This is a genomic window from Polynucleobacter sp. GWA2_45_21 (genome assembly GCF_001830325.1).
GTDB lineage: Bacteria > Pseudomonadota > Gammaproteobacteria > Burkholderiales > Burkholderiaceae > Polynucleobacter.
This window is the reverse complement of sequence record NZ_MHZG01000002.1, coordinates 1-22,027: the sequence shown is the minus strand read 5'-3', so window position 1 is coordinate 22,027 and position 22,027 is coordinate 1. Positions and strand designations below refer to the sequence as shown.

The 22,027-nt window shown below is 45.3% G+C and carries 20 protein-coding genes and 1 tRNA gene; 9 read left to right on the top strand and 12 right to left on the bottom strand.

What is annotated here, in order from left to right:
• The first annotated feature begins 1 nt into the window (after nt 1).
• On the top strand, nt 2-1,432 hold the full coding sequence (gene terL, locus A2X74_RS03910; protein WP_293624751.1) for a phage terminase large subunit: 1,431 nt from the start codon (nt 2-4) through the stop codon (nt 1,430-1,432).
• 34 nt (nt 1,433-1,466) lie between these two features.
• Here terL and A2X74_RS03905 read toward each other — a convergent pair whose 3' ends face one another.
• The 3 genes from A2X74_RS03905 to A2X74_RS03895 all read right to left on the bottom strand — a co-directional run bounded on the left by A2X74_RS03905 (nt 1,467) and on the right by A2X74_RS03895 (nt 4,302).
• Entirely contained in the window at nt 1,467-2,405 is a 939-nt protein-coding gene (locus A2X74_RS03905) for a hypothetical protein (protein ID WP_293624753.1), read from the bottom strand.
• Complete coding sequence (locus A2X74_RS03900) at nt 2,405-3,379, bottom strand: DGQHR domain-containing protein (protein WP_293624755.1); 975 nt, start codon at nt 3,377-3,379, stop codon at nt 2,405-2,407. Before A2X74_RS03900 ends, A2X74_RS03905 begins: the two co-directional genes overlap by 1 nt.
• Before the next feature lie 65 nt (nt 3,380-3,444).
• A complete protein-coding gene (locus tag A2X74_RS03895) occupies nt 3,445-4,302 on the bottom strand; it encodes a DNA adenine methylase (RefSeq protein ID WP_293624757.1) in 858 nt (285 codons plus the stop codon).
• A 209-nt stretch (nt 4,303-4,511) separates the two neighbouring features.
• Between A2X74_RS03895 and A2X74_RS03890 the strand changes: the two genes are divergently transcribed.
• Genes A2X74_RS03890 through A2X74_RS03880 form a run of 3 tightly spaced genes read left to right on the top strand, consistent with a single transcriptional unit; the run spans nt 4,512 to nt 6,969 of the window.
• A complete protein-coding gene (locus A2X74_RS03890) occupies nt 4,512-4,868 on the top strand; it encodes a DUF3489 domain-containing protein (RefSeq protein ID WP_293624759.1) in 357 nt (118 codons plus the stop codon).
• 4 nt (nt 4,869-4,872) lie between these two features.
• Nucleotides 4,873-5,268 (top strand): DUF2924 domain-containing protein, encoded by a 396-nt coding sequence (locus tag A2X74_RS03885; RefSeq protein WP_299764562.1) that lies wholly within the window; start codon nt 4,873-4,875, stop codon nt 5,266-5,268.
• Nucleotides 5,269-5,277: 9 nt separating this feature from the next.
• Nucleotides 5,278-6,969, top strand: a complete 1,692-nt coding sequence (locus A2X74_RS03880; protein WP_293624763.1) for a recombinase family protein — start codon at nt 5,278-5,280, stop codon at nt 6,967-6,969.
• A gap of 152 nt (nt 6,970-7,121) precedes the next feature.
• On the opposite strand, the gene A2X74_RS03875 is transcribed toward A2X74_RS03880, so the two are convergent.
• The 4 genes from A2X74_RS03875 to A2X74_RS03860 form a co-directional block, all read right to left on the bottom strand.
• Nucleotides 7,122-7,211 (bottom strand) — tRNA-Ser (locus tag A2X74_RS03875).
• Between the two features lie 47 nt (nt 7,212-7,258).
• Nucleotides 7,259-8,569: a serine--tRNA ligase gene (gene serS, locus A2X74_RS03870; RefSeq protein ID WP_293624765.1), complete on the bottom strand. Its 1,311-nt coding sequence runs from the start codon at nt 8,567-8,569 to the stop codon at nt 7,259-7,261.
• A gap of 43 nt (nt 8,570-8,612) precedes the next feature.
• Entirely contained in the window at nt 8,613-9,305 is a 693-nt protein-coding gene (locus A2X74_RS03865; RefSeq protein ID WP_293624767.1) for an outer membrane lipoprotein carrier protein LolA, read from the bottom strand.
• A gap of 10 nt (nt 9,306-9,315) precedes the next feature.
• Nucleotides 9,316-11,628 carry a DNA translocase FtsK gene (locus tag A2X74_RS03860; protein ID WP_293624769.1) on the bottom strand — a complete coding sequence of 771 codons (2,313 nt, stop codon included), beginning with the start codon at nt 11,626-11,628 and terminating at the stop codon, nt 9,316-9,318.
• A gap of 39 nt (nt 11,629-11,667) precedes the next feature.
• On the opposite strand from A2X74_RS03860, the gene trxB reads away from it, so the two are divergent.
• Nucleotides 11,668-12,624, top strand: coding sequence for a thioredoxin-disulfide reductase (trxB, locus tag A2X74_RS03855; protein WP_293624771.1), 957 nt, complete (start codon nt 11,668-11,670; stop codon nt 12,622-12,624).
• 69 nt (nt 12,625-12,693) lie between these two features.
• Here trxB and A2X74_RS03850 read toward each other — a convergent pair whose 3' ends face one another.
• The 3 genes from A2X74_RS03850 to A2X74_RS03840 all read right to left on the bottom strand — a co-directional run bounded on the left by A2X74_RS03850 (nt 12,694) and on the right by A2X74_RS03840 (nt 15,456).
• Nucleotides 12,694-13,035 (bottom strand): helix-turn-helix domain-containing protein, encoded by a 342-nt coding sequence (locus tag A2X74_RS03850; RefSeq protein WP_216274178.1) that lies wholly within the window; start codon nt 13,033-13,035, stop codon nt 12,694-12,696.
• Nucleotides 13,013-13,192: a BrnT family toxin gene (locus A2X74_RS03845; RefSeq protein ID WP_293624776.1), complete on the bottom strand. Its 180-nt coding sequence runs from the start codon at nt 13,190-13,192 to the stop codon at nt 13,013-13,015. The genes A2X74_RS03850 and A2X74_RS03845 overlap by 23 nt, the downstream gene beginning before the upstream one ends.
• Nucleotides 13,193-13,395: 203 nt before the next feature.
• On the bottom strand, nt 13,396-15,456 hold the full coding sequence (locus tag A2X74_RS03840; protein ID WP_293624778.1) for a sodium-translocating pyrophosphatase: 2,061 nt from the start codon (nt 15,454-15,456) through the stop codon (nt 13,396-13,398).
• Nucleotides 15,457-15,627: 171 nt separating this feature from the next.
• On the opposite strand from A2X74_RS03840, the gene ppa reads away from it, so the two are divergent.
• From ppa to glnK, 3 genes are read left to right on the top strand one after another with little or no spacing between them, the layout of a single operon-like run.
• Complete coding sequence (ppa, locus tag A2X74_RS03835) at nt 15,628-16,164, top strand: inorganic diphosphatase (protein WP_293624780.1); 537 nt, start codon at nt 15,628-15,630, stop codon at nt 16,162-16,164.
• Between the two features lie 26 nt (nt 16,165-16,190).
• A complete protein-coding gene (locus A2X74_RS03830) occupies nt 16,191-17,810 on the top strand; it encodes an NAD+ synthase (RefSeq protein WP_293624782.1) in 1,620 nt (539 codons plus the stop codon).
• Between the two features lie 51 nt (nt 17,811-17,861).
• Nucleotides 17,862-18,200, top strand: coding sequence for a P-II family nitrogen regulator (gene glnK / locus A2X74_RS03825; protein ID WP_015420723.1), 339 nt, complete (start codon nt 17,862-17,864; stop codon nt 18,198-18,200).
• Between the two features lie 34 nt (nt 18,201-18,234).
• Here the strand turns inward: glnK and A2X74_RS03820 are convergent, their stop codons facing one another.
• Nucleotides 18,235-19,269, bottom strand: coding sequence for a helix-turn-helix transcriptional regulator (locus tag A2X74_RS03820; RefSeq protein ID WP_293624790.1), 1,035 nt, complete (start codon nt 19,267-19,269; stop codon nt 18,235-18,237).
• Nucleotides 19,270-19,353: 84 nt separating this feature from the next.
• Nucleotides 19,354-19,980, bottom strand: coding sequence for a response regulator (locus A2X74_RS03815; RefSeq protein WP_293624792.1), 627 nt, complete (start codon nt 19,978-19,980; stop codon nt 19,354-19,356).
• A gap of 228 nt (nt 19,981-20,208) precedes the next feature.
• On the opposite strand from A2X74_RS03815, the gene ilvD reads away from it, so the two are divergent.
• Entirely contained in the window at nt 20,209-21,897 is a 1,689-nt protein-coding gene (gene ilvD, locus A2X74_RS03810) for a dihydroxy-acid dehydratase (RefSeq protein WP_293624794.1), read from the top strand.
• The last annotated feature ends 130 nt before the right edge of the window (nt 21,898-22,027 follow it).

Here is a 22,027-nt window from a genome sequence, read left to right as displayed (position 1 = left end):
TATGAACCAACTTACACCCCAAGAATACGATTTCATTTTGCGCAATGATCTCGCCAGCTTTATTACACGCGTCTTTTATGAACTCAATCCGCAGGCCCAGCTCATCATGGCGCCTTATATCGAGCTCATTGCTAGCAAACTAGAGGCCTGTGATCGCGGCGAAATTAAGCGGCTGATTATCTGCTTGCCACCACGGCAACTTAAATCAGTCTGCGTGACCATTGCTTTTTCGGCCTGGTATTTAGGACGGCATCCCGAAAAAAATGTCATCTGCGCCAGTTATGGGCAAGAGTTGTCTGAAAAGTTTGGCCGAGACTGTCGCTCAATCATGCAGCAGCCCTGGTATCAAAGAGCATTTCCAGAAGCCAGATTATCCGATCGCCAGGCGCTGCATGACTTTGCTACCACCAAAAATGGCGGCCGGTTTTCTACTTCAGTTGGTGGCGTATTAACAGGGCGCGGTGCTGACATGATCATTCTTGACGACCCTCTGAAACCGCAAGAAGCCCTCTCAGAGTCTCAGCGTACTAAACCGAACAATTGGTATGACAATACCTTACTGAGTCGCCTTGACAATAAAGATGAAGGTGTCATCATTTTAGTGATGCAGCGTTTACATCAGGATGACTTAGTGGGGCACGTCTTGGCGCAAGGAAACTGGGATGTTGTCTCACTTCCTGCCATTGCTATGGAGGATGAGCAATTTACCATTCAAAATTGTTTTGGCACCAAGCAATACCTTCGCAAAACGGGAGATTTACTCAACCCTGCTAGAGAGTCTCTGTCCTCATTGAATACTATGCGGGCAGCTATCGGGGAATATGACTTTTTAAGTCAATATCAACAAACTCCTATTCCCCAGGGTGGTTCCATTATCAAAATCAATTGGCTCCAGTATTACGAGACTCCCCCAATCCGAATGGGAATCAGTCAAATCATTCAGAGCTGGGATACCGCCTTTAAAGACACCGAACAAAGCAACTATAGTGTTTGTACCACTTGGGCTGCCTTCAAAGGGAATTACTATCTGCTCGATGTTCTAAGAAAAAGGCTCCAATATCCGGATTTAAAAAATGCTGTGAAAGAACAGTATCGCAAACATAGACCTCACAAGCTCATCATTGAAGATAAAGCCTCTGGTAGCTCGATCATTGATGACCTGAGGCGAGATGGTATCCCGGGCATCATTCCCCATACCCCACCCCATGGAATGGATAAGCGCATGCGCCTTGAAATGCAATCGGACTTATTTTCTGATCAGAAGATATTCCTGCCAAAAACTGCTTCTTGGTTAGATGACTATCGGACAGAGTTGATTGGGTTTCCTGGGACTAAATATAACGACCAGGTGGACTCCACTTCCCAAGCGCTGGAGTACTTTAAGACTAAGTACAGCTCTAGCTTGGCGATATGGGAGAAGTTGGGTAGATAAAGCCATGATCTGCTTAATAGTAATGCGTAGTTAACTATGCATTACTAAAATATCCACTGTATTTATTTGATAACTGCCTACAAATGCTTTTAGGATATTTATCTGACGAAAATAGAAAAAAGTTTTTTGCAAAATCAATTATCAACTTATTGTTAGAAATCAAAGTGTCTGGGGAAACCTCTCTAGAGAGATCACCAATGAACGAACTGCCAATCGCACCGTTTAGACGATCAATTGATCTAGTTGAATTTTTTTCGAATATCCAAACACCACCCTTAAATTGATAATTGATTTCGGCCCTTACTTCAGATGGGTTAAATTGATTTTTCGAACGATAAAGAAATTTTTTATGCTCAGCCAACCTTAGAGAGGTGTCAATATATTCTTCAATATCCGCTCCGGCACCCTGAATAAGATTATCAACCAAATCAGACCAAAGTTTCCAAGCCCCTTTATGGGATCCACCAGCTCTTTTTTGTTTTTCTTGTTTTAAATAAATACACTTCTCACTCTCCGAAAATTTCAAAGAATACAAGCCACCATTAACGTCAACTTTTTTATTCAGTTGGTATTCTATATCACGACTAATTGACCTACAAATAGGATCGCTAAGATTGGTTATGCTAATTCCAGTCAACCGAATCAGGTATTGAATTGCGTAGTAAGCAGCATAATAATGTTCGACAGCTTGCCATGCGACATTACCCTGCTGCGATTGATTGGCCCTATCTAATGTTACTCGAGATGCAAGTAAAAATTTATTGGCCTCCCCAGCCAATAGCCTATAAAACATATCATCGTCCAAAATTTGCAACGTAATAATCGTGGCCTCTTCATCTGCATCGAAATCACGAGAAATAAATTGGACCTCAGAAAGACTTTCAACCAATCGGTCATAACTTTGATTTTTAACACTTAAAACTCCGCCAAGAGCGCTGGATGAAAAAAGGCGAATTAATTTTTGGAAGTCCACTATATTGTCACATTATGTCTTAACAGCTTTCTATCCAAAACTTCAACAGACTTTATGTAACCTTTGGATGTAAGCAAATCCTGAAAAGAACCCGGAAGCGATCTATTGAGATATTTTTTATGTTCACTAATATTTTCTACATCCTTCATATTGTTATCACATATTACTGAAATAACAGCCTTGGAATGAGCAATTAAGATTTTAAATAACGTTGCTTTTGTAATATTATTTTCTAAATTAAATTCATTTCCATGAGCTACATCACTAGCGGCAAACAAAAAAGCATTTATGATTCTATAAAGCTTATCGGTATTTGAAATATCAAACTCTTTAATAATAGGCTTCATTGAATCATAAAACGTGACTTTTGAAATTGCACCTTTTCTTTTGTCAATTCTACTGAGCTTGTTGAGCAAAAAACTATCTGTGGACTCTTCAAACATTGAAAATAATTCATCAAGCAAAACCTCGTCATCAGATTCACGATCAGCAAGTTTTTTTATGTCCAACAATAATTCCTTAGGTACAGGGCGCTGCAAGGTATTAATATCAATAAAAATTCTTGCTTCTTCCATTGGGGTTAGTTCGTTATAAATCACAACTGGAATTCTGTATTTCACCCCCTCATTCATTAGCTTTTTAAACCCAAAAACACGATGCTGGCCATCAAGTATTAAAAATGCGTTAGGAGCCACATTAAAAGTGATGCTTCTATTTTTTGAGTTATATGTAAGCTGAGAAAGCTCTTGGGCGGAAAGGATTATGCTGGAGGGAATGGTACCCCCATTCTTGATATATTCAGCGATTGAATCGGCTCTAGATTCATCAAGCACTCTTTGAAAACCATCGGTTAAATCATTTGCCCGCGGATTGGTGGCGCATGTATTAGCAATTAACTCGATCTCCATCGTTCCAGAATAGAATTTATGGCGCCCCTGCGTCACTAATGTGACTGAAATCTTATCTGTCGTCATAACTTGCTCGCTTTAAATTTAATACCCATAGTTACAAAACATTTAACCGCACGACCAAAGCAGAATTAGGGCTTGAGGATTATTAATTCACGCATAGTCGCATTGTGGCTGTTCATCATCGAAATTGATTTTATTTTAAATTTATAACGCCTTGCTAAAGCCCGGACTTCGGGTGAATCATCATAGGTTAGCATCACCGAACCAGTCACAGAAGCTAATTTCTGAAACAATATATCGTGATCCACTTCATTATGGCTATACAAACGCTTTCCAGCTCTTTTGCCCCCAATGGTATATGGTGGATCAATAAAATAGAAAGCATTTGGTTTATGGCTAAACCGCTGAATTAAATCAAAGGCATCTATATTTTTAAATACAATTTTACGTTTGATTTTACGAATGATAGAAATTCTCTTAACGAGCGTTTCCGGATACCAACGTGAATGTAGTCCTTTATTGCTTTCTCCAGCCTTTAGAAGGCCGGATCCTGGCGCTAAAATTCCACCGCGGTGCATGCGATTCTTAATAATTGTTCGAAAAGCCTTTGCTTTTATGGATCTAGGTTTGCCATTAATTATCTTTTGCACATTATCTAATGTCACATTAAATTCAAGAATTTTTTTACATAGCCAGGAAACATCTTCATCTGAAGAATTTAGAATGGAGATCCATACGGAGGCAACATCCTGATCAATCTCCCCCATGTAAGCTGAGTTTGCCAGACCTTCATATGTCACTATTAAACTCGCTATACCTCCACCCGCGAATGGCTCAATAAAAATCTTTGGGGCAATCTTAGAGGATGATAGCCATCTTCTTATCTCCGGAACAAGCCAAGATTTGCCTCCGGGATATCTAAATGGGCTGAGTTGAGCCACTTTTACGGCATTGGATATTTTATTTCTGTGTTTTTTAAATGCCAATTTTTAAATGCCTTTGCTATCTACATTAACCGCCACCGAAAATTGCTCTTCATCATAATTTTGCAGTATTACATAATGATTAATTTTGGCAACTTTTCTCATTTAACTTTAAAATACATCATTTAGTGATAATGCTTGATAAAAATCTACTTCAGAGCGTTACTGGTGTTGTTATCCCAATGGTGGGGTAACAAACACTAGGAGCAATCATGCGCACTGCAACAAGCAAAAAGGGTATCGCCAAACCAATTCCATTGACGACCAAAAAAGTTGTCGTTAAAAAGTTAATTACAACAATATCCAAAACCAAAGGGCTCAAACCAATAGCCCCCTTAATTAACCGTGCCCCAGCAATCCCAGAATCACCCAAAACTAAACAATCTCAACTGATTGCTTTGCTTAAAGATCCCAAGGGGTCCAATATCCAAGAACTCATGCAAGCCACGGGTTGGCAGGCGCATTCAGTGCGAGGGGTTATTAGTGGGGTGATTCGTAAACGCCTAGGTCTTAGCGTCATCAGTGAAAAGATGGATGGAGTACAGCACTATCGTATTGAATCAGCTTAAGTTCATGCAAGCACAACTTGCAGCACTCACGCAATTGAATCGAGTCGAGTTGATGGCGCGCTGGCAACAATGCTTTGGGGTGAGTGCGCCTCACCTCTGCCGCACGCCACTAATGCGCCAGGCCATTGCCTGGCATCTGCAAACCCAAGCACTCGGTGGCCTGAGCTTACTTGAGAAGCGTCAAATTAAATCAGATCTAATCACTCCAAGCAATAAACCTAGTAACGGTTCACGCCTGGTGCGGGTGTGGCAAGGCAAGACCCATCAAGTCACTGTCTTAGAGGGTGGCTACCTTTATGAAAACCAGACCTGGAAAAGCTTGTCAGCGATTGCTAAACACATTACTGGCACCCCTTGGTCTGGCCCCGTCTTCTTTGGCTTAAAGAAAACTACTAAATGATTAAAGTCCATGACTAAGCTCACCCTACGCTGCGCCATCTACACCCGCAAATCTTCTGAAGAAGGTTTAGAACAAGGCTTTAACTCACTTGATGCTCAACGTGAAGCCTGTGAAGCTTTTGTACTATCCCAACAACATGAAGGCTGGAAACTGATTCCCACTTTTTATGATGATGGTGGTTACTCCGGCGGCAATATGGATCGCCCTGCTCTCAAACAATTGCTTTGCGATATTGATCAAAAGAAAATTAATGTCGTGGTGGTTTATAAGGTGGATCGCTTAACCCGGTCACTAGCGGACTTTGCCAAGATCGTAGAGCAGTTTGATGCTAAAGGCATCTCTTTTGTATCCGTTACTCAGCAGTTCAATACCACCTCGTCGATGGGAAGACTGACGCTCAACGTATTACTTTCATTTGCGCAGTTTGAGAGAGAAGTCACTGGCGAGCGGATCCGGGACAAGATTGCCGCTTCCAAAGCCAAAGGTATGTGGATGGGCGGTACGCCCCCTACTGGGTATATCCCTAAAGAGCGCACCCTGGAGATTGAGCCGCAAGGCGCCGCATTAATCAAACTAATCTATGAGCGATATTTAGTCATTGGGGATGTGCGGCGCTTAAAGCTTAATCTAGACCGTCAAGGCATTCGTAGCCCTGTGAGTACCTCCTCTACTGGCAGGCACTATGGCGGCACCTTGCTAGGTCGTGGTCAGCTCTATCGCCTGCTATCGAACCCCATTTACCTAGGGAAAATTGTTCATAAAGATCAAATCTTCCCAGGCCAACATCTGGCAATCATCTCTCAAGAATTATGGGATCAAGTACAAGCCAAATTAAGTAGCAACCTTCAAGGCCACAAACTCAGACAAAGTACCCCTTCCGATAGTTTGCTAACTAGATTAGTGTTTGATGATGCGGGTCATCGCTTAGTGCCATCCCACAGTCAGAAGCACTCTAAGCGCTATCGCTACTATTTATCTAAACCCTTGGTCACCCAAAGTAGAAGCGATGCCCCCAAGGGTCTACGCATCCCTGCAGATGACTTAGAAAAAGTAGTGATTGAGGAACTCGGTCAATGGCTGCGAGATACCAATGCCTTGATTGATACCCTCTCGATTAATGCACAGCATATGCAAAGCTTTGCCGAACACACTCTAGGGATTGCTGATCAACTCCAAGTTGCCAATGGCCAGCGCTATGCACTAGTGCATCAACTGGTTAATAAGGTGATAGTGAGTACCAATGAGATTGAACTCGAAATTAATCCCAATCGCTTACGGCAAAGTTGTGAAACACTTGATGATCAATTAAATTCTCAAACACATCAGCCTATCCGCATCACCACACCCATCCAAATCAATCGCTGTGGCTTTGCGATGCGGCTCATCATCGATGGCAATCAAACCGTCGGGCAAGCTCTTGATCAACGGTTGATTGCCTCCATTCGTAAAGCGCAAGATTGGTTAGGGCAACTTACTTCAGGCAAGACCTTGTCTCTTGGAGAGATTGCGAATGCTGAAGGTGTGACCACAACGCATGTCACTAACATCATCAATCGGGCCTTTTTAGCACCCGATATTGTGCGATTAATTTTGAATGGCACACAACCCGCTACGCTCACTTCAGATTCTCTGAAAAGAATGTTGCCGCTTCCTTTAGATTGGGAAGAACAGCGCAATGTACTGGGCATAAAACCCATCTAAGCCAACCGTTTTAGTGACCCACTGAGAGAACTGCGCACCAGCCCCAATAAAGCGTCGATAAGACAACCGCAGAGAATATAAAAACCAAAAAGCCCCGCTTTTGGCGGGGCTAATTCGGTAAAAAACACTTTAAAATCAATAACTTAAGACGTTGGCGGAGAGAGTGGGATTCGAACCCACGGTAGGTTTGACCCTACGCCTGATTTCGAGTCAGGTACATTCGACCACTCTGCCATCTCTCCGAACCGAATAGCGATTATAGCTTTCGGGGATTTCTTGGATTTCTTACTTAGGCCGGCTTTAATACTTCCAGGCCGCCTAAGTACGGTCGCAAGGCTTTCGGAATAGCAATACTGCCATCAGCTTGTTGGAAGTTTTCCAATAGTGCAACACCTGTTCTACCAACCGCAAGGCCAGAGCCATTGAGGGTGTGGACCAATTCAGGCTTTCCTTGCCCTGATTTAAATCTTGCTTGCATGCGTCTTGCTTGGAAGTCGCCCATATTGGAGCAAGAGCTAATTTCACGATAAGCATTTTGTGAGGGGATCCACACTTCTAAGTCATAGGTCTTGGTACTGCCAAAACCCATATCGCCAGTACAGAGTAGTACTTTTCGGTAAGGCAACTCCAGTAACTCCAACACCTTTTCTGCATGTGAGGTTAACTCCTCAAGCAACTGCATTGATTCTTCTGGTTTGGCAATTTGCACGAGCTCTACTTTTTCAAACTGGTGCTGACGGATCATGCCGCGCACATCGCGTCCATAACTTCCTGCCTCAGATCTAAAGCATGGGGTATGAGCAACAAACTTTAATGGCAACTCTTCTGCCGCAGTAATGGTGTCGCGCATCAAATTCGTGACTGGAACTTCTGCAGTTGGAATGAGATAAAAGTTTTCAATCTTCGCTTCGCCCGCACCATCTTCACCACCCATTTGACGAGGAACCTTAAATAGATCCTCTTCAAACTTAGGGAGCTGACCAGTGCCGCGCATAGATGCTGCGTTCACCATCAGGGGTACATAGAGCTCTTCATAGGCATGCTGACCAGTATGTAGATCAATCATGAATTGCGCTAAGGCGCGATGCAATCTAGCAACAGGCCCCTTGAGAACCACAAAGCGTGACCCACTAATTTTTGCAGCAGATTCAAAATCCAGACCCAATGGTGCACCCAAATCCACATGATCCTTCACAGGAAATGAAAACTCAGGAATCGCGCCCCAACGCTTTACTTCTTTGTTCTCAGTCTCATCCTTGCCTACAGGAACCGCTTCATCAGGAAGATTTGGAATGCCCATTAAGAAGTCAGAAATCTCCGCTTGCAAGATAGCCAAGCGTGCAGCACCAGATTCCATATCAACGTTGATCTGTGTTGCTTCAGCCATCTCAGCAGCAGCATCCTCACCCTTACCTTTTTTCATACCAATAGCTTTAGCTAATTGGTTACGTTTGGCCTGCAACTCCTCGGTACGGGTTTGCAAAGATTTACGCTCAGACTCCAAGGTGTTGAATTTCTCAACATCCAGTTGGAACTTGCGAGTAGCTAAACGGGCAGCAACAGCTGCGATATCTTTTCGGAGTAATTGAGGATCAATCATGTAATGCTCTACTGGTTAGGGTGTAATGGGTTCTACTGTAGCTCTAGTTTAAGCGTAAGACTTCTGCGCCGGCAGGCGGGACAAAGGTGAAGCGATTGGCGGGCAGGTTCACATTCAGCTGAATCTTATCTAAAGTAACTAACACCACACTACCTAGGCCATCTATTAGCTCTAGCGCTTTAGGTAGGCCATTAGACATGCCCACTGAGATCTTGGTGTAGGGCAAGTCATTGCCGTTTTTTGCGTTCGGGTTTTTCTTGGGCACGAGAGCAACCCATTTCATACCCAGGCGATCCTCGCCTTCAACCAAATCAAAATGCTGATCTAGAGAAGTCTCCCCAAATAAGATTGCCGCTGGGGTGGCTGCTAAAGCTTGTCCAGCAGGTCTGAAGGTTGCTTGATTTAAATCTTTGTCCCACAAAATGAGTTGTTTGCCATCGGCAATCAGTTTTTGCTCGTATGGCTTTTGGGTATCCCAAATAAAACGGCCTGGGCGCTGAAACACAAAACGTCCTTGTGTTTGGCGAACGACTTTTAAACCTTTGTCTTGCGGTTCATTTGCCTTGGGTGCACGCAACTGCTGCTGCACAAAATCACCTTCCGCAGTTTTAGAATTTCGCACAAACTGACGCAACTGCTCCGTACCACTTTCACCATCAGCAAATGCAGAGCTTGAAAATGCAAAAGACGCAAGACTGATGAAGATGATTGTTGCTACTGATAAAAATCTACGCAAGGGGATCGCCTTATTCTGAAGGACGATGGAGGATCTCGCGATTACCGCCATTACCCATCTTTGAAACTAAGCCCGCCTTCTCCATATCCTCGAGCAGGCGAGCAGCACGGTTATAACCAATGCGCAAGTGACGCTGCACTAAAGAAATCGATGGGCGCTTATTTTCCAGAACAATGGCTACTGCTTGGTCATACAAAGGATCAGCTTCGCCACCACCCTCACCAGTCAGCGCATCGATATTGGATTCATCAGCGCCTTCAAGAACACCGTCAATGTAATTGGCCTCGCCTTTTTCCTTTAGCCATTCGACCACGCGGTGGACTTCATCATCCGATACGAAGGCACCGTGGACGCGCACAGGCAATCCAGTACCCGGTGCCATGTAGAGCATGTCACCCATACCAAGCAATGCTTCAGCGCCCTGCTGATCTAGGATGGTGCGGCTATCAATTTTGGAGCTCACTTGGAAAGAAATACGCGTTGGTACGTTTGCTTTGATTAAGCCGGTGATGACATCCACGCTTGGACGCTGAGTTGCCAACACTAAATGGATACCAGCAGCACGAGCCTTCTGTGCAATACGCGCAATTAATTCTTCAATCTTCTTGCCAGAGACCATCATCAAGTCAGCCAACTCGTCGATCACAATCACAATCACTGGCGCTTTGTAGATTGGCTCTGGATCATCCGGAGTTAAGCTAAATGGATTGGTGAGCTTCTCACCCTTTTCTTCTGCTTCTAAAATCTTTTTGTTAAAGCCAGCAAGGTTACGCACACCAAACTTACTCATCAGTTTGTAGCGACGCTCCATCTCATTTACAGCCCAATTGAGCGCGTTGTACGCTTGCTTCATGTCTGTTACTACTGGGCACAAGAGATGCGGGATCTTGTCGTACATAGCCATCTCAAGCATCTTCGGATCAATCATGATCAGACGCACTTCATCAGGCTTGGCCTTGAAGAGGATGGACAGAATCATGGCATTGATACCAACTGACTTACCGGCACCAGTCGTACCCGCAACTAAGCAGTGCGGCATCTTCGCTAAGTCGGCAACGATCGGGCTACCAGAAATATCTTTACCCAAAGAGAGCGTGAGATTGGAATGGCTATCGTTATATACCTGTGAACTCAAAATCTCGGAGAGGTAAACCGATTGACGCGTTGGGTTTGGCAACTCCAGGGCCATACAGGTCTTACCTGGAATGGTTTCCACTACGCGCATACTCACTACGCCTAATGAGCGCGCTAAATCACGGGAGAGATTAACGATCTGACTGCCCTTCACGCCAACAGCAGGATCAATCTCATAACGAGTCACCACTGGGCCTGGATAAGCGGCAATCACTTTAACTTCTACATTGAACTCGGCCAACTTGCGCTCAATTAAGCGCGAAGTAAATTCCAATACATCTGCTGAAATAGTTTCCTTTGCTTCTGGCACAGGATCCAGCAAAGCTAAAGGTGGCAATTCTGAATCAGGGATATCCACAAACAGCGGTTGCTGTTTCTCGCGCTCCACTCGGGCGCTTTTTACAATCTCCACCGGGGCCCGAACAATTTGTACTGGCTTGGCAATTTCAACGCGCCCACGGAACTCTTCTACAAACTCTTCGCGCTCTTCAGCCGCTGCTTCACCTAACTTACGGTCCTCTTCGCTATCGCGACGCTCACGCAAATGGTTGTAGGCAAGCTCAAGGGAGCGCCCTACTTTTTCAGCAACATCTAGCCAGGAAAAATGCAGGAATAAAGATAAGCCCGCACACAGCGTAAACAAGAGAACCAGAGTAGAGCCCGTAAACCCTAAGGTCATTTGTAAAGGGTCGCCAATGAGCTCACCCAAAATGCCTCCAGGAGGCCTTGGAAGCTCCCAAGTCAAGGAATGCAGTCGAATAGACTCAAGACCCATACTGCTCAATAAAGTCAGTCCAAAGCCCAACCAACGCATTAATAGGGAGTCTGGCTTGGCATCGGGATCCGGTGGCAAAGGAATGCTCCACAGCTCACGCCAGCCGCTGAGGACACGGCGACCAAAGAGCACAACCCACCAAAAAGCGGAAATACCAAAGATATAGAGCAATAAATCCGCTAAATAGGCTCCAAAACGCCCACCTAAGTTCTTTGGAGTCTCAAAACTGGCATGTGACCAGGCTGGATCTGCCTTTGAATAGGTCACCAAAATGGCTAATAAGCCCAGACAAAGGCCAAAAGAGATGAACCAACGGGCCTCTAATAAGAGGCGGGGCATCCTACCCTGCCCTTGATTCTCAGGGGGCTGGGGGCTTAGAGGGGTTTTGGACTTCGGGTATGCGGTTCTTGCCATGTTCTTCCGATTGTAATCAAGCAATCCTATAATTTGGAGATGACTACAAATACTCCAAAACACTCCAAAGTCCTCATCCTCGGTTCAGGCCCTGCTGGCTACACAGCTGCCGTATATGCAGCCCGTGCCAATCTGAACCCGACCCTCATCACTGGCTTGGCCCAAGGCGGCCAATTAATGACCACAACTGACGTAGAAAACTGGCCGGCAGACCCAGATGGCGTCCAAGGACCCGAGCTCATGGATCGCTTCTTAAAGCATGCAGAGCGTTTTAATACCAACATCATCTTTGACCATATTCATACTGCGGCCTTGACTGAAAAGCCTATTCGTTTAGTTGGCGACTCTGGCACTTACACCTGTGATGCCCTCATTATTTCCACGGGCGCCTCCGCTCAATACATTGGTCTTTCTAGTGAGGAAGCATTTATGGGTCGCGGTGTTTCTGGATGCGCAACCTGTGACGGCTTCTTCTATCGCAATCAAGACGTTTGCGTAGTTGGTGGTGGTAACACCGCTGTGGAAGAGGCACTCTATCTCACAGGTATAGCCAAAAAAGTTACTGTGATTCACCGTCGCGATAAATTCCGTGCAGAGCCAATTCTCAATGACCGCCTCATGGCGAAAGTAGCTGAAGGCAAAGTGGAGCTCAAGCTGAACTCGACTCTTGACGAAGTGCTTGGCGATGACAAAGGTGTTACTGGTGTGCGCATTAAAAAAGCGGATGGCAGCACAGAAGATATTGCTGTCACTGGTGCCTTTATTGCAATTGGTCATAAACCCAATACTGAGTTATTTGTTGGTCAGTTAGACATGAATAATGGCTACCTAAAAACTCACTCTGGATTGGAAGGCAATGCTACTGCTACCAATATCCCTGGCGTATTTGCTGCGGGTGATGTGCAAGACCATATTTATCGTCAAGCGATCACTAGCGCAGGTACAGGCTGTATGGCTGCATTAGATGCACAGCGCTATTTGGAGACTTTGGCTTAATAAAAGCAGGTTAAAGCGTCAAATAAAAATGCCTAGCAATGCTAGGCATTTTTATTTCTAAGGAATCAATCAAACACTGAGAGCAAGCAATGCAATCTCAGGCGCTCTGTCCAAAATCTTCAATAAAGCTTTAGCCGCACCAGTGGGACTGCGTTTACCCTGCTCCCAGTTTCGAATGGTCTCCAGGGAAACTTCGATACGCTTAGAAAATTCTTGCTGGGATAAACCAATTCTCTCGCGTACGCCTTTTGCATATTTAGCGGCATCTAACATCGCATCTGCATCATCTTGCTGTTGATGCAATTTAATCAAACGCTCTGATGTCGCATCAACCAATTTTTTGTCTACAAACCCTTTTGGGAAACTACTAGGATCATTCAGATCCACCCTAACCCGAGTTATTTTCTTCATAACACCTCACCTCTCTACGATTTGCTCTTCTAGCCGAAATAATTCTGATCGCAGAAGACCTCTTGGTATAAATAACTACAAATATCTTTCCTTGCACGGCTCCTAAAGCTTGATAGCGCTCTTCACCATAATCCCAACGCTGATCTTTCTCTATCAATAGCAATGGATCTATAAAATTGATACCACATATGCAAAATCGAAATTTCGAGAGTTACGGCATAAATCACTTTTTGCTTTATCCCATTCAAAATCCATTACCCCTATAGTAGTTCAATGAACTACCCCTGTCAAGACTTGGGGATGAAAAAAATGCCTAGCAATGCTAGGCATTTTTTTGTTGCATTGAAATATTTTTCCCGCCTAACGACTCACTACTGGTAACAGTGGCACTATCAACAATGCCACGATATTAATAATTTTGATAAGTGGGTTCACTGCGGGACCAGCAGTATCTTTGTAGGGGTCGCCAACTGTGTCGCCTGTAACCGCTGCCTTATGGGCTTCAGATCCCTTGCCACCAAAGTTACCTTCTTCAATATATTTCTTGGCGTTATCCCACGCACCGCCTCCAGTGCACATAGAGATCGCTACGAATAGGCCTGTCACGATTGTGCCCATAAGTAAACCACCCAATGCAGCAGGCCCCAAGATGAGGCCCACCAAGATTGGAGCAACTACAGGTAGCAGCGAAGGAATGATCATCTCCTTAATCGCAGCAGAAGTCAGCATATCTACAGCCTTGCCGTACTCCGGCTTTGCTGTACCTTCCATAATCCCAGGAATATCGCGGAACTGGCGACGCACTTCTTCAACTACTGCGCCAGCACAACGACCAACCGCCTCCATGGCCATAGCTCCAAACAAATATGGAATCATGCCGCCAATAAAAAGGCCAATGATCACCATATGATTTGATAAATCAAAAGACACTTGTTGGCCAATAGACTCTAGTGCATGGGTGTAATCAGCAAAAAGCACTAAAGCAGCAAGGCCCGCCGAACCAATAGCGTAACCTTTGGTAACAGCCTTAGTCGTATTACCTACAGCATCAAGTGGATCAGTGATATCACGAACAGATTGTGGCAAACCTGCCATCTCAGCGATACCGCCTGCGTTATCCGTGATAGGCCCATAAGCATCTAGAGCCACCACTATGCCTGCCATCGATAACATCGCAGTAGCCGCAATAGCGATGCCATAAATCCCAGCTAACCAGTAAGCCGCATAAATTGCAGCACAAACAAACAACACTGGGTATGCAGTCGATCTCATAGAAACACCTAAGCCGGCAATAATATTGGTGCCATGGCCTTTAGTCGATGCTTCAGCAATGTGCTGCACTGGCTTAAATTGTGTTCCAGTGTAGTACTCCGTAATCCACACTAAACCAGCAGTAAGGATCAAGCCAACTACTGTGGATGCAAATAAACGCCACTGACTTCCAGGTATGCCCAAGGCATCATCTGGCATGATGAAATTGGTCACAAAATAAAATGCTACTAAAGAAATCCCGCCGGCCACAATTAAGCCTTTATACAAAGCCGGCATAACATTTTTCATACCAGGTGTTGCCTTAACAAAAGAGCAACCAATAATGGAGGCGATAATTGACACCCCGCCTAACACTAGAGGGTAAACAATGGCGGACACTGGTGCACTAGTGATCATCAGCGCCCCTAAAACCATCGTGGCAATTAATGTCACCGCATAGGTTTCAAATAAGTCTGCCGCCATACCGGCGCAGTCACCTACGTTATCACCTACGTTATCGGCGATAACTGCGGGATTGCGCGGATCGTCCTCTGGAATACCCGCTTCCACCTTACCCACCAAGTCAGCACCTACATCAGCGCCCTTGGTAAATATGCCTCCGCCCAGACGAGCGAAGATTGAAATGAGCGAAGAACCAAATGCAAGGCCGATGAGAGGATGCAAGACCGATGAAAGGTCCTGCCCAGCCCCTGTAGAGACCAAAAACATAAAGAAGAGACCAACCCCTAGGAGGCCAAGACCCACCACCAACATACCCGTGATTGCCCCACCCTTAAATGCCACGTTGAGGGCTTCGTTCATACCCTTAGTAGCTGCTTCAGCGGTCCGTACATTAGCCCGCACAGAAACATTCATACCAATAAAGCCACAAGCACCAGAAAGGACTGAACCAATAACAAAACCTATAGCGGTAGCAAAATCCAAAAATAGGGCTATTAGAATTGTTAGTACGACTCCAACGACGGCAATCGTTTTATATTGACGGGAGAGATATGCTGATGCCCCCAGCTGAATCGCCTCAGCGATTTCTTGCATTCTGACGTTGCCGGTGCTTTGCCGCAGAATCCAGCTACGCATTACAAAACCATAAAACACGGCTAAAACTCCGCAAGCCAAGGCAAAATACAAGCCTAAAGTGACATTACTCATGCTTGAACCCCTTAAATTTGATTTAAATTCTTTTGTGTATTGCGCATATATCAAGCTGCTTTCCGAAAGCGATAAACTAGAGCGTATAAATCGTATTAAGTATGTAACAGAATCACTATCCTGAATCCTATATAGGATCAGGGTATTTACTAATCATTAATTGGAGTTTGTATGAGTCTCGACAAGGTCAAACCAGGCAAGAAAATCCCTGAAAGTTTTAACGTCATTATTGAAATCCCCATGAATGCGGATCCAATAAAATATGAAGTAGATAAAGAGAGTGGTGCAATTTTTGTTGATCGCTTTATGGGTACAGCGATGCACTATCCTTGCAACTACGGCTACATCAATAAGACTATTGCAGGGGATGGCGATCCAGTTGATGTTCTCGTGATTACTCCATTTCCTTTAATTCCAGGGGTTGTAGTGAGCTGCCGTGCAATCGGTATCTTGCAAATGGAAGATGAGGCAGGACAAGATGCCAAGTTATTAGCCGTGCCTGAAGATAAGATTCTATCTATCTATACTCACTGGCAAAAACCAGAGGATATGAACCCATTACGCTTAAACCAAATTCAACACTTCTTTGAGCACTACAAAGACCTTGAAAAAGGTAAATGGGTAAAAGTAAGAGGTTGGGGCGGCGTGGCTGAAGCGCATCAAGAAATTCTTGAAGGCATCGAGCGCTACAACAAAGAAAATAATTAATCATTTCACTGTATTTGAAATTGGGAGTGAGCTCGCAAAAAATCGCCCTAGCGCAAATCAACCCTCTTTTGGGTGATTTGTCTGGCAACGCGCAGCTCATTTCTCAATCCGCCGCAGATGCTTATGCACAAGGCGCCACACTAGTTCTCACGCCAGAGCTATCGCTCACTGGCTACCCCCCAGAAGACTTACTGCTGCGCCCCGCCTTTATTGAGGCTGCAGATCGTGAACTCAATTGCTTAATGCTGGAGCTTGAGAAGTTTCCAGGATTAACGGTCATTATTGGTCACCCCAAGAAGACTACAAATGGTTTGCAAAACTATGCTTCGGTAATTCGTGATGGCAAAGTGATTGCGGGCTATGCCAAACAAGAATTACCCAACCATGAAGTATTTGATGAGGTGCGCTATTTCACGCCAGGTAATGAAGCCTGCGTCTTTGAAAATGCCGGCATCCAATATGGGCTCATTTTGTGTGAAGACGCATGGCATGCAGGTCCCGCCAAACAGGCTCATACTGCTGGCGCTCAAGTACTTTTAGTTCTCAATGCCTCGCCTTATCACCTCCAAAAAGAATCTTTACGTATTGAGGTGCTGCGCAAGCAGATTGCCATTAGCAAAATGCCTTTGGTCTATGTCAACGCTGTAGGCGGTCAAGATGAATTGGTTTTTGATGGTGGATCATTTGCTTTAAATAGTGCAGGCAAAGTAGTGATGACCATGCCCCAGTTTGAAACCGCTTTGGGATATGTCAATGTCAATGCATCCGCCGATGTAGAGCCAGGAACTGTAGTTACCCCTTCTAGCGTAGAGGCTCAAGCCTACCAAGCGCTTGTTTTGGGTGTGCGCGACTATGTTCAGAAGAATCGCTTTCCAGGCGTCATCATTGGCCTCTCGGGTGGAGTAGATTCCGCATTGGTGCTAGCGATTGCGGTAGATGCCTTAGGCGCAGATAAAGTGCGCACTGTCATGATGGCTTCGCGCTATACCGCCGACATCTCTTGGATTGATGCCAGAGAAATGGCCCAAAACCTGGGTGTTCAATATGATGAGATCCCTATTAGTGAGCCCGTGGATGCTTTGGAGCATGCCTTAGCCGAGCAATTTAAAGGTCTCAATGTCGATGCTACAGAGGAGAACATTCAGGCGCGAGTGCGTGGCACTCTCCTCATGGCACTATCCAACAAAACAGGACGTCTAGTTTTAACAACAGGTAACAAGAGTGAGATGGCTGTGGGCTACTGCACTTTATATGGTGATATGGCTGGGGGCTTTGCAGTGATTAAAGATATCGCCAAGACCTTGGTCTATCGCTTGTGCGCTTACCGCAATAGTATTGCCCCAATTATTCCGGAGCGGATTTTGACGCGTGCACCTTCCGCAGAATTGCGTCCCGATCAAACCGATCAAGACAGCTTGCCATCGTATGAAGTATTGGATGGCATTGTCGAGCGCTATATGGAACAAAATCAATCTATCGCCCAAATTATTGCTGCCGGCTTTGATCCCGATAGCGTAGAAAAAGTAACCCGCCTCATTAAGCTCAATGAGTACAAACGTCGCCAAGCGCCTCCTGGTGTTCGTGTGACTACGCGAGCCTTTGGGCGTGACTGGCGCTACCCCATTACCTCCCAATTTAGGGCGTAATTGGGCATTGGTTTTCAGTTCTAGGTATGATTACTGTATTAAGGGGAATATATGAAGCTAATCACATCCATTATTAAGCCGTTCAAACTTGACGAAGTTCGTGAAGCCTTAGCTGAAGTAGGCGTTACCGGACTGACTGTTACCGAAGTTAAAGGCTTTGGTCGCCAAAAAGGTCACACTGAACTCTATCGTGGCGCTGAGTATGTGGTCGACTTTTTACCTAAAGTAAAAGTAGAAGTAGTTGTTGCAGATGACCGCGTAGACTCAGCAATCGAAGCAATTACTAAAGCAGCTCGCACCGGCAAGATTGGTGATGGCAAAATTTTTGTTAGCCCAATTGAGCAGGCTATTCGTATTCGCACTGGCGAAACTAACGATTCAGCAGTCTAAAGACCGCCTTCAGAAGACGCTAACTCTCAGTGAGTTAGCGTAACTGAGAGTCTGTTCTGTCAGCAGGTGGAGTCACCACCTCAGCAGCTTCCAATACCAAGGTTTTGTAATTTGAATTTGCCAGGCGTACTTTTGCACCCTGAAAATAGATGTCAACCTGAGCGAGACCACCCGTCAATACCTTGAATGGCGACTTGCCATAAAAAGACGCCCCTACACCAGGCTCGAGCATTTTGTTTTGGATCTTTCCAGAAGCATCACTTACGCAAACCACTTGCTTAGATTTGACTTGGACATAAACCATATCTCCAGCTTTACGTGGAACTTCTGGTTTATAACTAATAACACCCTCTTCAGCAGGACATGCTGCTGAAGCCTCAGCGCTAGCTGCAGGAGCTATAGCAGCAGGCTCTATCGCAACAGGTGATGCTGGCACTGGCTCCACTGGAGCTACTGGAGGCGCGGACTCAACAACCGCCTCTTTGACAATCACGATCTCTTCCGGCTTGTCTGCAACTATGAGTGGGCGCAAATTAATGGCAGCAAAAACAGCCGCTGCAATGACGCTAAGCCAAAGAAATAATTTGCCTTGAGATTTAGGTTTTGATGTTGATTCAGCTGAAGAGTTGACCGATGAATTCTCTACTGCCTGAACTTTTTTAACTGGCTCAGTATTTTGTTTTGCAGACTCTTTTACCCGGGCTGATTCATCTTTCATTTCCACCTTTGCAGGCGAAGCTTGCTTCTCTTCCTCAGCTTTTGGGGATTGCACTAACTTGGCATCAGCAATTGGTAACTCGGAAGAGGGAGTCAACTTATCTTGAGCTTGGATGCCGAAGTCGAATGCATCCTCATCACTTAAGTTGAGTAGCTTTGCCACTTTCTTAGCGGCAGTGAATTTAATTTGAGCCCCGTAAAAAGAGCTCGTCTCACCACTTTCGATTTGCTCAATTTGGCGTGTAGACAAACAGGCCATTCCACCTAGATCCTTAGTGGAAAGGCCTAGCTTTTCCCTGGCCTTTGTAAAGGCCTCTTTAGAAATCTCGGGGAGCTTAGAGTTTGAATTCACAAAAGTACTTTAAGTGACTGAAATATCAATAAATTAATAAGTAATCATAGCCAGGAAATACCCTCAGGGAAATTAGCCTAAGAGCTAGTTATTAGAAAGATTTTCAAGATCAGACTCAAGGTACTTGGCTACCAAAACCTGAACAGACTCAACATGCATTTTGTCCATCACCCTCGCTTTGTGGACCTTAATCGTGGCATCAGTAGTACCCAATTTGACAGCAATATCCTTATTTAGCAAGCCTTTTACCAGCCAAAAACACACTTCCCTCTCTCTTGGGGTCAAAGTGGCATAGTCTTTTTTAGTCTCAACCTCTTTAGAAACCCGCTTCAACTGGCGCTTATCAAACTCCAAAGCATCAGCAACGGCCTTTAATAAATCCTCCAAATTAAACGGTTTAAAGAGGAAATCAACAGCACCCCGCTTCAGGCTTTTGACGATTTGATGAGGGTGGCTCTGCCCGCTGATAAAGATAATTGGGGTTTTTCGGCCCAGCTGTAATAACTTCTCCTGCAGATCTATCCCAGTCATATCTGGCATTTGCATGTCGAGCAAGATGACTGCAGGCGCTACCGGCACTGAATGCTCTAGAAATGTCACTGCTGAGGAGAAATCCTCCACGATATAACCCACATCCTTGAGCATTCTGCTTAAAGAGGTGCGCATCGACTCATCGTCGTCAATTAGGTAGATATGGCCAACTTTAGTCATTGAATTTGAAGGAAAAAGTAATAGATAAGGGCAATGTACCGCAGCTTTTTTTCTAAGGATATTAGCCTTCAAGCTAATACTGAGCCTTAATGAGCAAATACAATAGAGCAATCTGCTTATTGGAAGCTATGAAACAGGACAGGAATGCTGCATAAACCCCTGCGTTCCGCCTAGTCTCACGGCACAATAGAGCTTTTCGATAAATTCTTTTCTGGAGTCCATATCAGCATGAAACGCCTCAATGAACGCTCGCGTAATGTCACCGAAGGGGTTGCTCGCGCACCCAATCGCTCAATGTATTACGCGATGGGCTACCAAGAGAAGGATTTTGTTAAACCAATGGTTGGCGTAGCAAACGGTCACTCCACTATTACTCCGTGCAATAGCGGCTTGCAAAAGTTAGCAGACGCAGCGGTCACTGCTCTCGAAGAAGCTGGTGCAAAAGCGCAAATGTTTGGAACCCCTACTGTTTCCGATGGTATCGGCATGGGTACCGAGGGTATGAAGTACTCCCTCATCTCACGTGAAGTAATTGCTGACAGTATTGAAACGTGCGTCAATGGCTTATGGCAAGACGGTGTTGTGGTTATCGGCGGCTGTGATAAAAACATGCCAGGTGGCATGATGGCGATGGCGCGCACCAATGTACCGAGCATCTACGTTTATGGCGGAACAATTAAGCCAGGCCATTTCAAAGGCAAGGATCTGAATATCGTTTCCGCGTTTGAAGCCGTTGGTGAATTCACCTCAGGACGCATGAACGAAGAAGACTTGAAGGGTGTTGAACAACACGCCTGTCCAGGTAGCGGCTCTTGCGGTGGTATGTATACAGCGAACACCATGAGCTCCTCATTTGAGGCTTTGGGTATGAGTTTGCCTTACTCCTCCACAATGGCTAATGAAGATGCTGAGAAAGTTGCCAGCGCCCATGAGTCAGCGATTGTGTTGGTTGAGGCTATTAAGAAAAATTTACGCCCTCGTGACATTATCACCAAAAAATCCATCGAGAACGCAGTAAGCGTGATCATGGCAGTTGGTGGATCTACCAATGCCGTTCTCCACTACCTAGCAATTACTAGTGCTGCTGAGATCGACTGGACTATTGATGACTTCGAACGTATTCGTAAGCGCGTCCCCGTCATCGTGGATATGAAGCCTTCTGGACAATATTTGGCAACTGACCTTCACCAAGCTGGCGGTATTCCGCAAGTCATGAAGATTTTGCTAGATGGCGGACTCTTGCATGGTGATTGCATGACCATTACTGGCAAAACAATCGCCGAAACATTGAAAGATGTTCCCTCAGTACCGCGCGCCGATCAAAAGGTCATTCGCACTTTAGATAACCCGCTGTACAAGCAAGGTCACTTAGCTATTTTGAAGGGCAACATCTCCCCTGAGGGTTGCGTTGCCAAGATTACTGGCCTAAAGAACCCATCGATTACTGGCCCAGCTCGTGTATTTGATTCTGAAGATGATGCAATGGCGGCCATCATGGCACAAAAGATCAAAGACGGTGACGTCATGGTCATTCGTTACGAAGGCCCTAAAGGCGGCCCTGGCATGCGTGAGATGCTTGCCCCCACCTCTGCCCTCGTTGGTCAGGGTTTAGGTGAGACAGTCGGCCTCATTACTGATGGACGCTTCTCTGGCGGTACTTGGGGCATGGTGGTTGGTCACGTTGCCCCCGAAGCTTTTGTGGGCGGCGTCATTGCCCTGATTCATGAAGGTGACTCAGTGACAATCGATGCTCATAAGTTACTGATTCAACTCAATGTGAGTGATGAAGAGATTGCTAAGCGTCGTGCCGCTTGGGTCCAGCCTAAACCACGCTATACCCGTGGATTGCTTGCTAAGTATGCTCACCTAGCAAGCACTGCAAGTAAAGGTGCGGTAACAGATCTGAATTTGGATTAAACATCCTCAGCACCAAAGAAAAAGCCCCTAAGTAATGAACTGACCCACAAAAGTTGGACAGTTTAATTAGCTTAGCACGAGGGATTGAGTTCGGTAATTAACTGGGCTCAATCCCTTTAGTTTTTGTTTG

Bases quoted from the DNA above. Each gene is read 5' to 3' on its own strand.
- serS (WP_293624765.1), bottom strand. From the start codon at position 8,569: ATGATTGATCCTCAATTACTCCGAAAAGATATCGCAGCTGTTGCTGCC.
- A2X74_RS03900 (WP_293624755.1), bottom strand. From the start codon at position 3,379: ATGACGACAGATAAGATTTCAGTCACATTAGTGACGCAGGGGCGCCAT.
- A2X74_RS03860 (WP_293624769.1), bottom strand. From the start codon at position 11,628: ATGGCAAGAACCGCATACCCGAAGTCCAAAACCCCTCTAAGCCCCCAG.
- A2X74_RS03880 (WP_293624763.1), top strand. From the start codon at position 5,278: ATGACTAAGCTCACCCTACGCTGCGCCATCTACACCCGCAAATCTTCT.
- glnK (WP_015420723.1), top strand. From the start codon at position 17,862: ATGAAGCTAATCACATCCATTATTAAGCCGTTCAAACTTGACGAAGTT.
- trxB (WP_293624771.1), top strand. From the start codon at position 11,668: ATGACTACAAATACTCCAAAACACTCCAAAGTCCTCATCCTCGGTTCA.
- A2X74_RS03815 (WP_293624792.1), bottom strand. From the start codon at position 19,980: ATGACTAAAGTTGGCCATATCTACCTAATTGACGACGATGAGTCGATG.
- A2X74_RS03890 (WP_293624759.1), top strand. From the start codon at position 4,512: ATGCGCACTGCAACAAGCAAAAAGGGTATCGCCAAACCAATTCCATTG.
- ppa (WP_293624780.1), top strand. From the start codon at position 15,628: ATGAGTCTCGACAAGGTCAAACCAGGCAAGAAAATCCCTGAAAGTTTT.
- A2X74_RS03885 (WP_299764562.1), top strand. From the start codon at position 4,873: ATGCAAGCACAACTTGCAGCACTCACGCAATTGAATCGAGTCGAGTTG.
- ilvD (WP_293624794.1), top strand. From the start codon at position 20,209: ATGAAACGCCTCAATGAACGCTCGCGTAATGTCACCGAAGGGGTTGCT.
- A2X74_RS03850 (WP_216274178.1), bottom strand. From the start codon at position 13,035: ATGAAGAAAATAACTCGGGTTAGGGTGGATCTGAATGATCCTAGTAGT.
- terL (WP_293624751.1), top strand. From the start codon at position 2: ATGAACCAACTTACACCCCAAGAATACGATTTCATTTTGCGCAATGAT.
- A2X74_RS03840 (WP_293624778.1), bottom strand. From the start codon at position 15,456: ATGAGTAATGTCACTTTAGGCTTGTATTTTGCCTTGGCTTGCGGAGTT.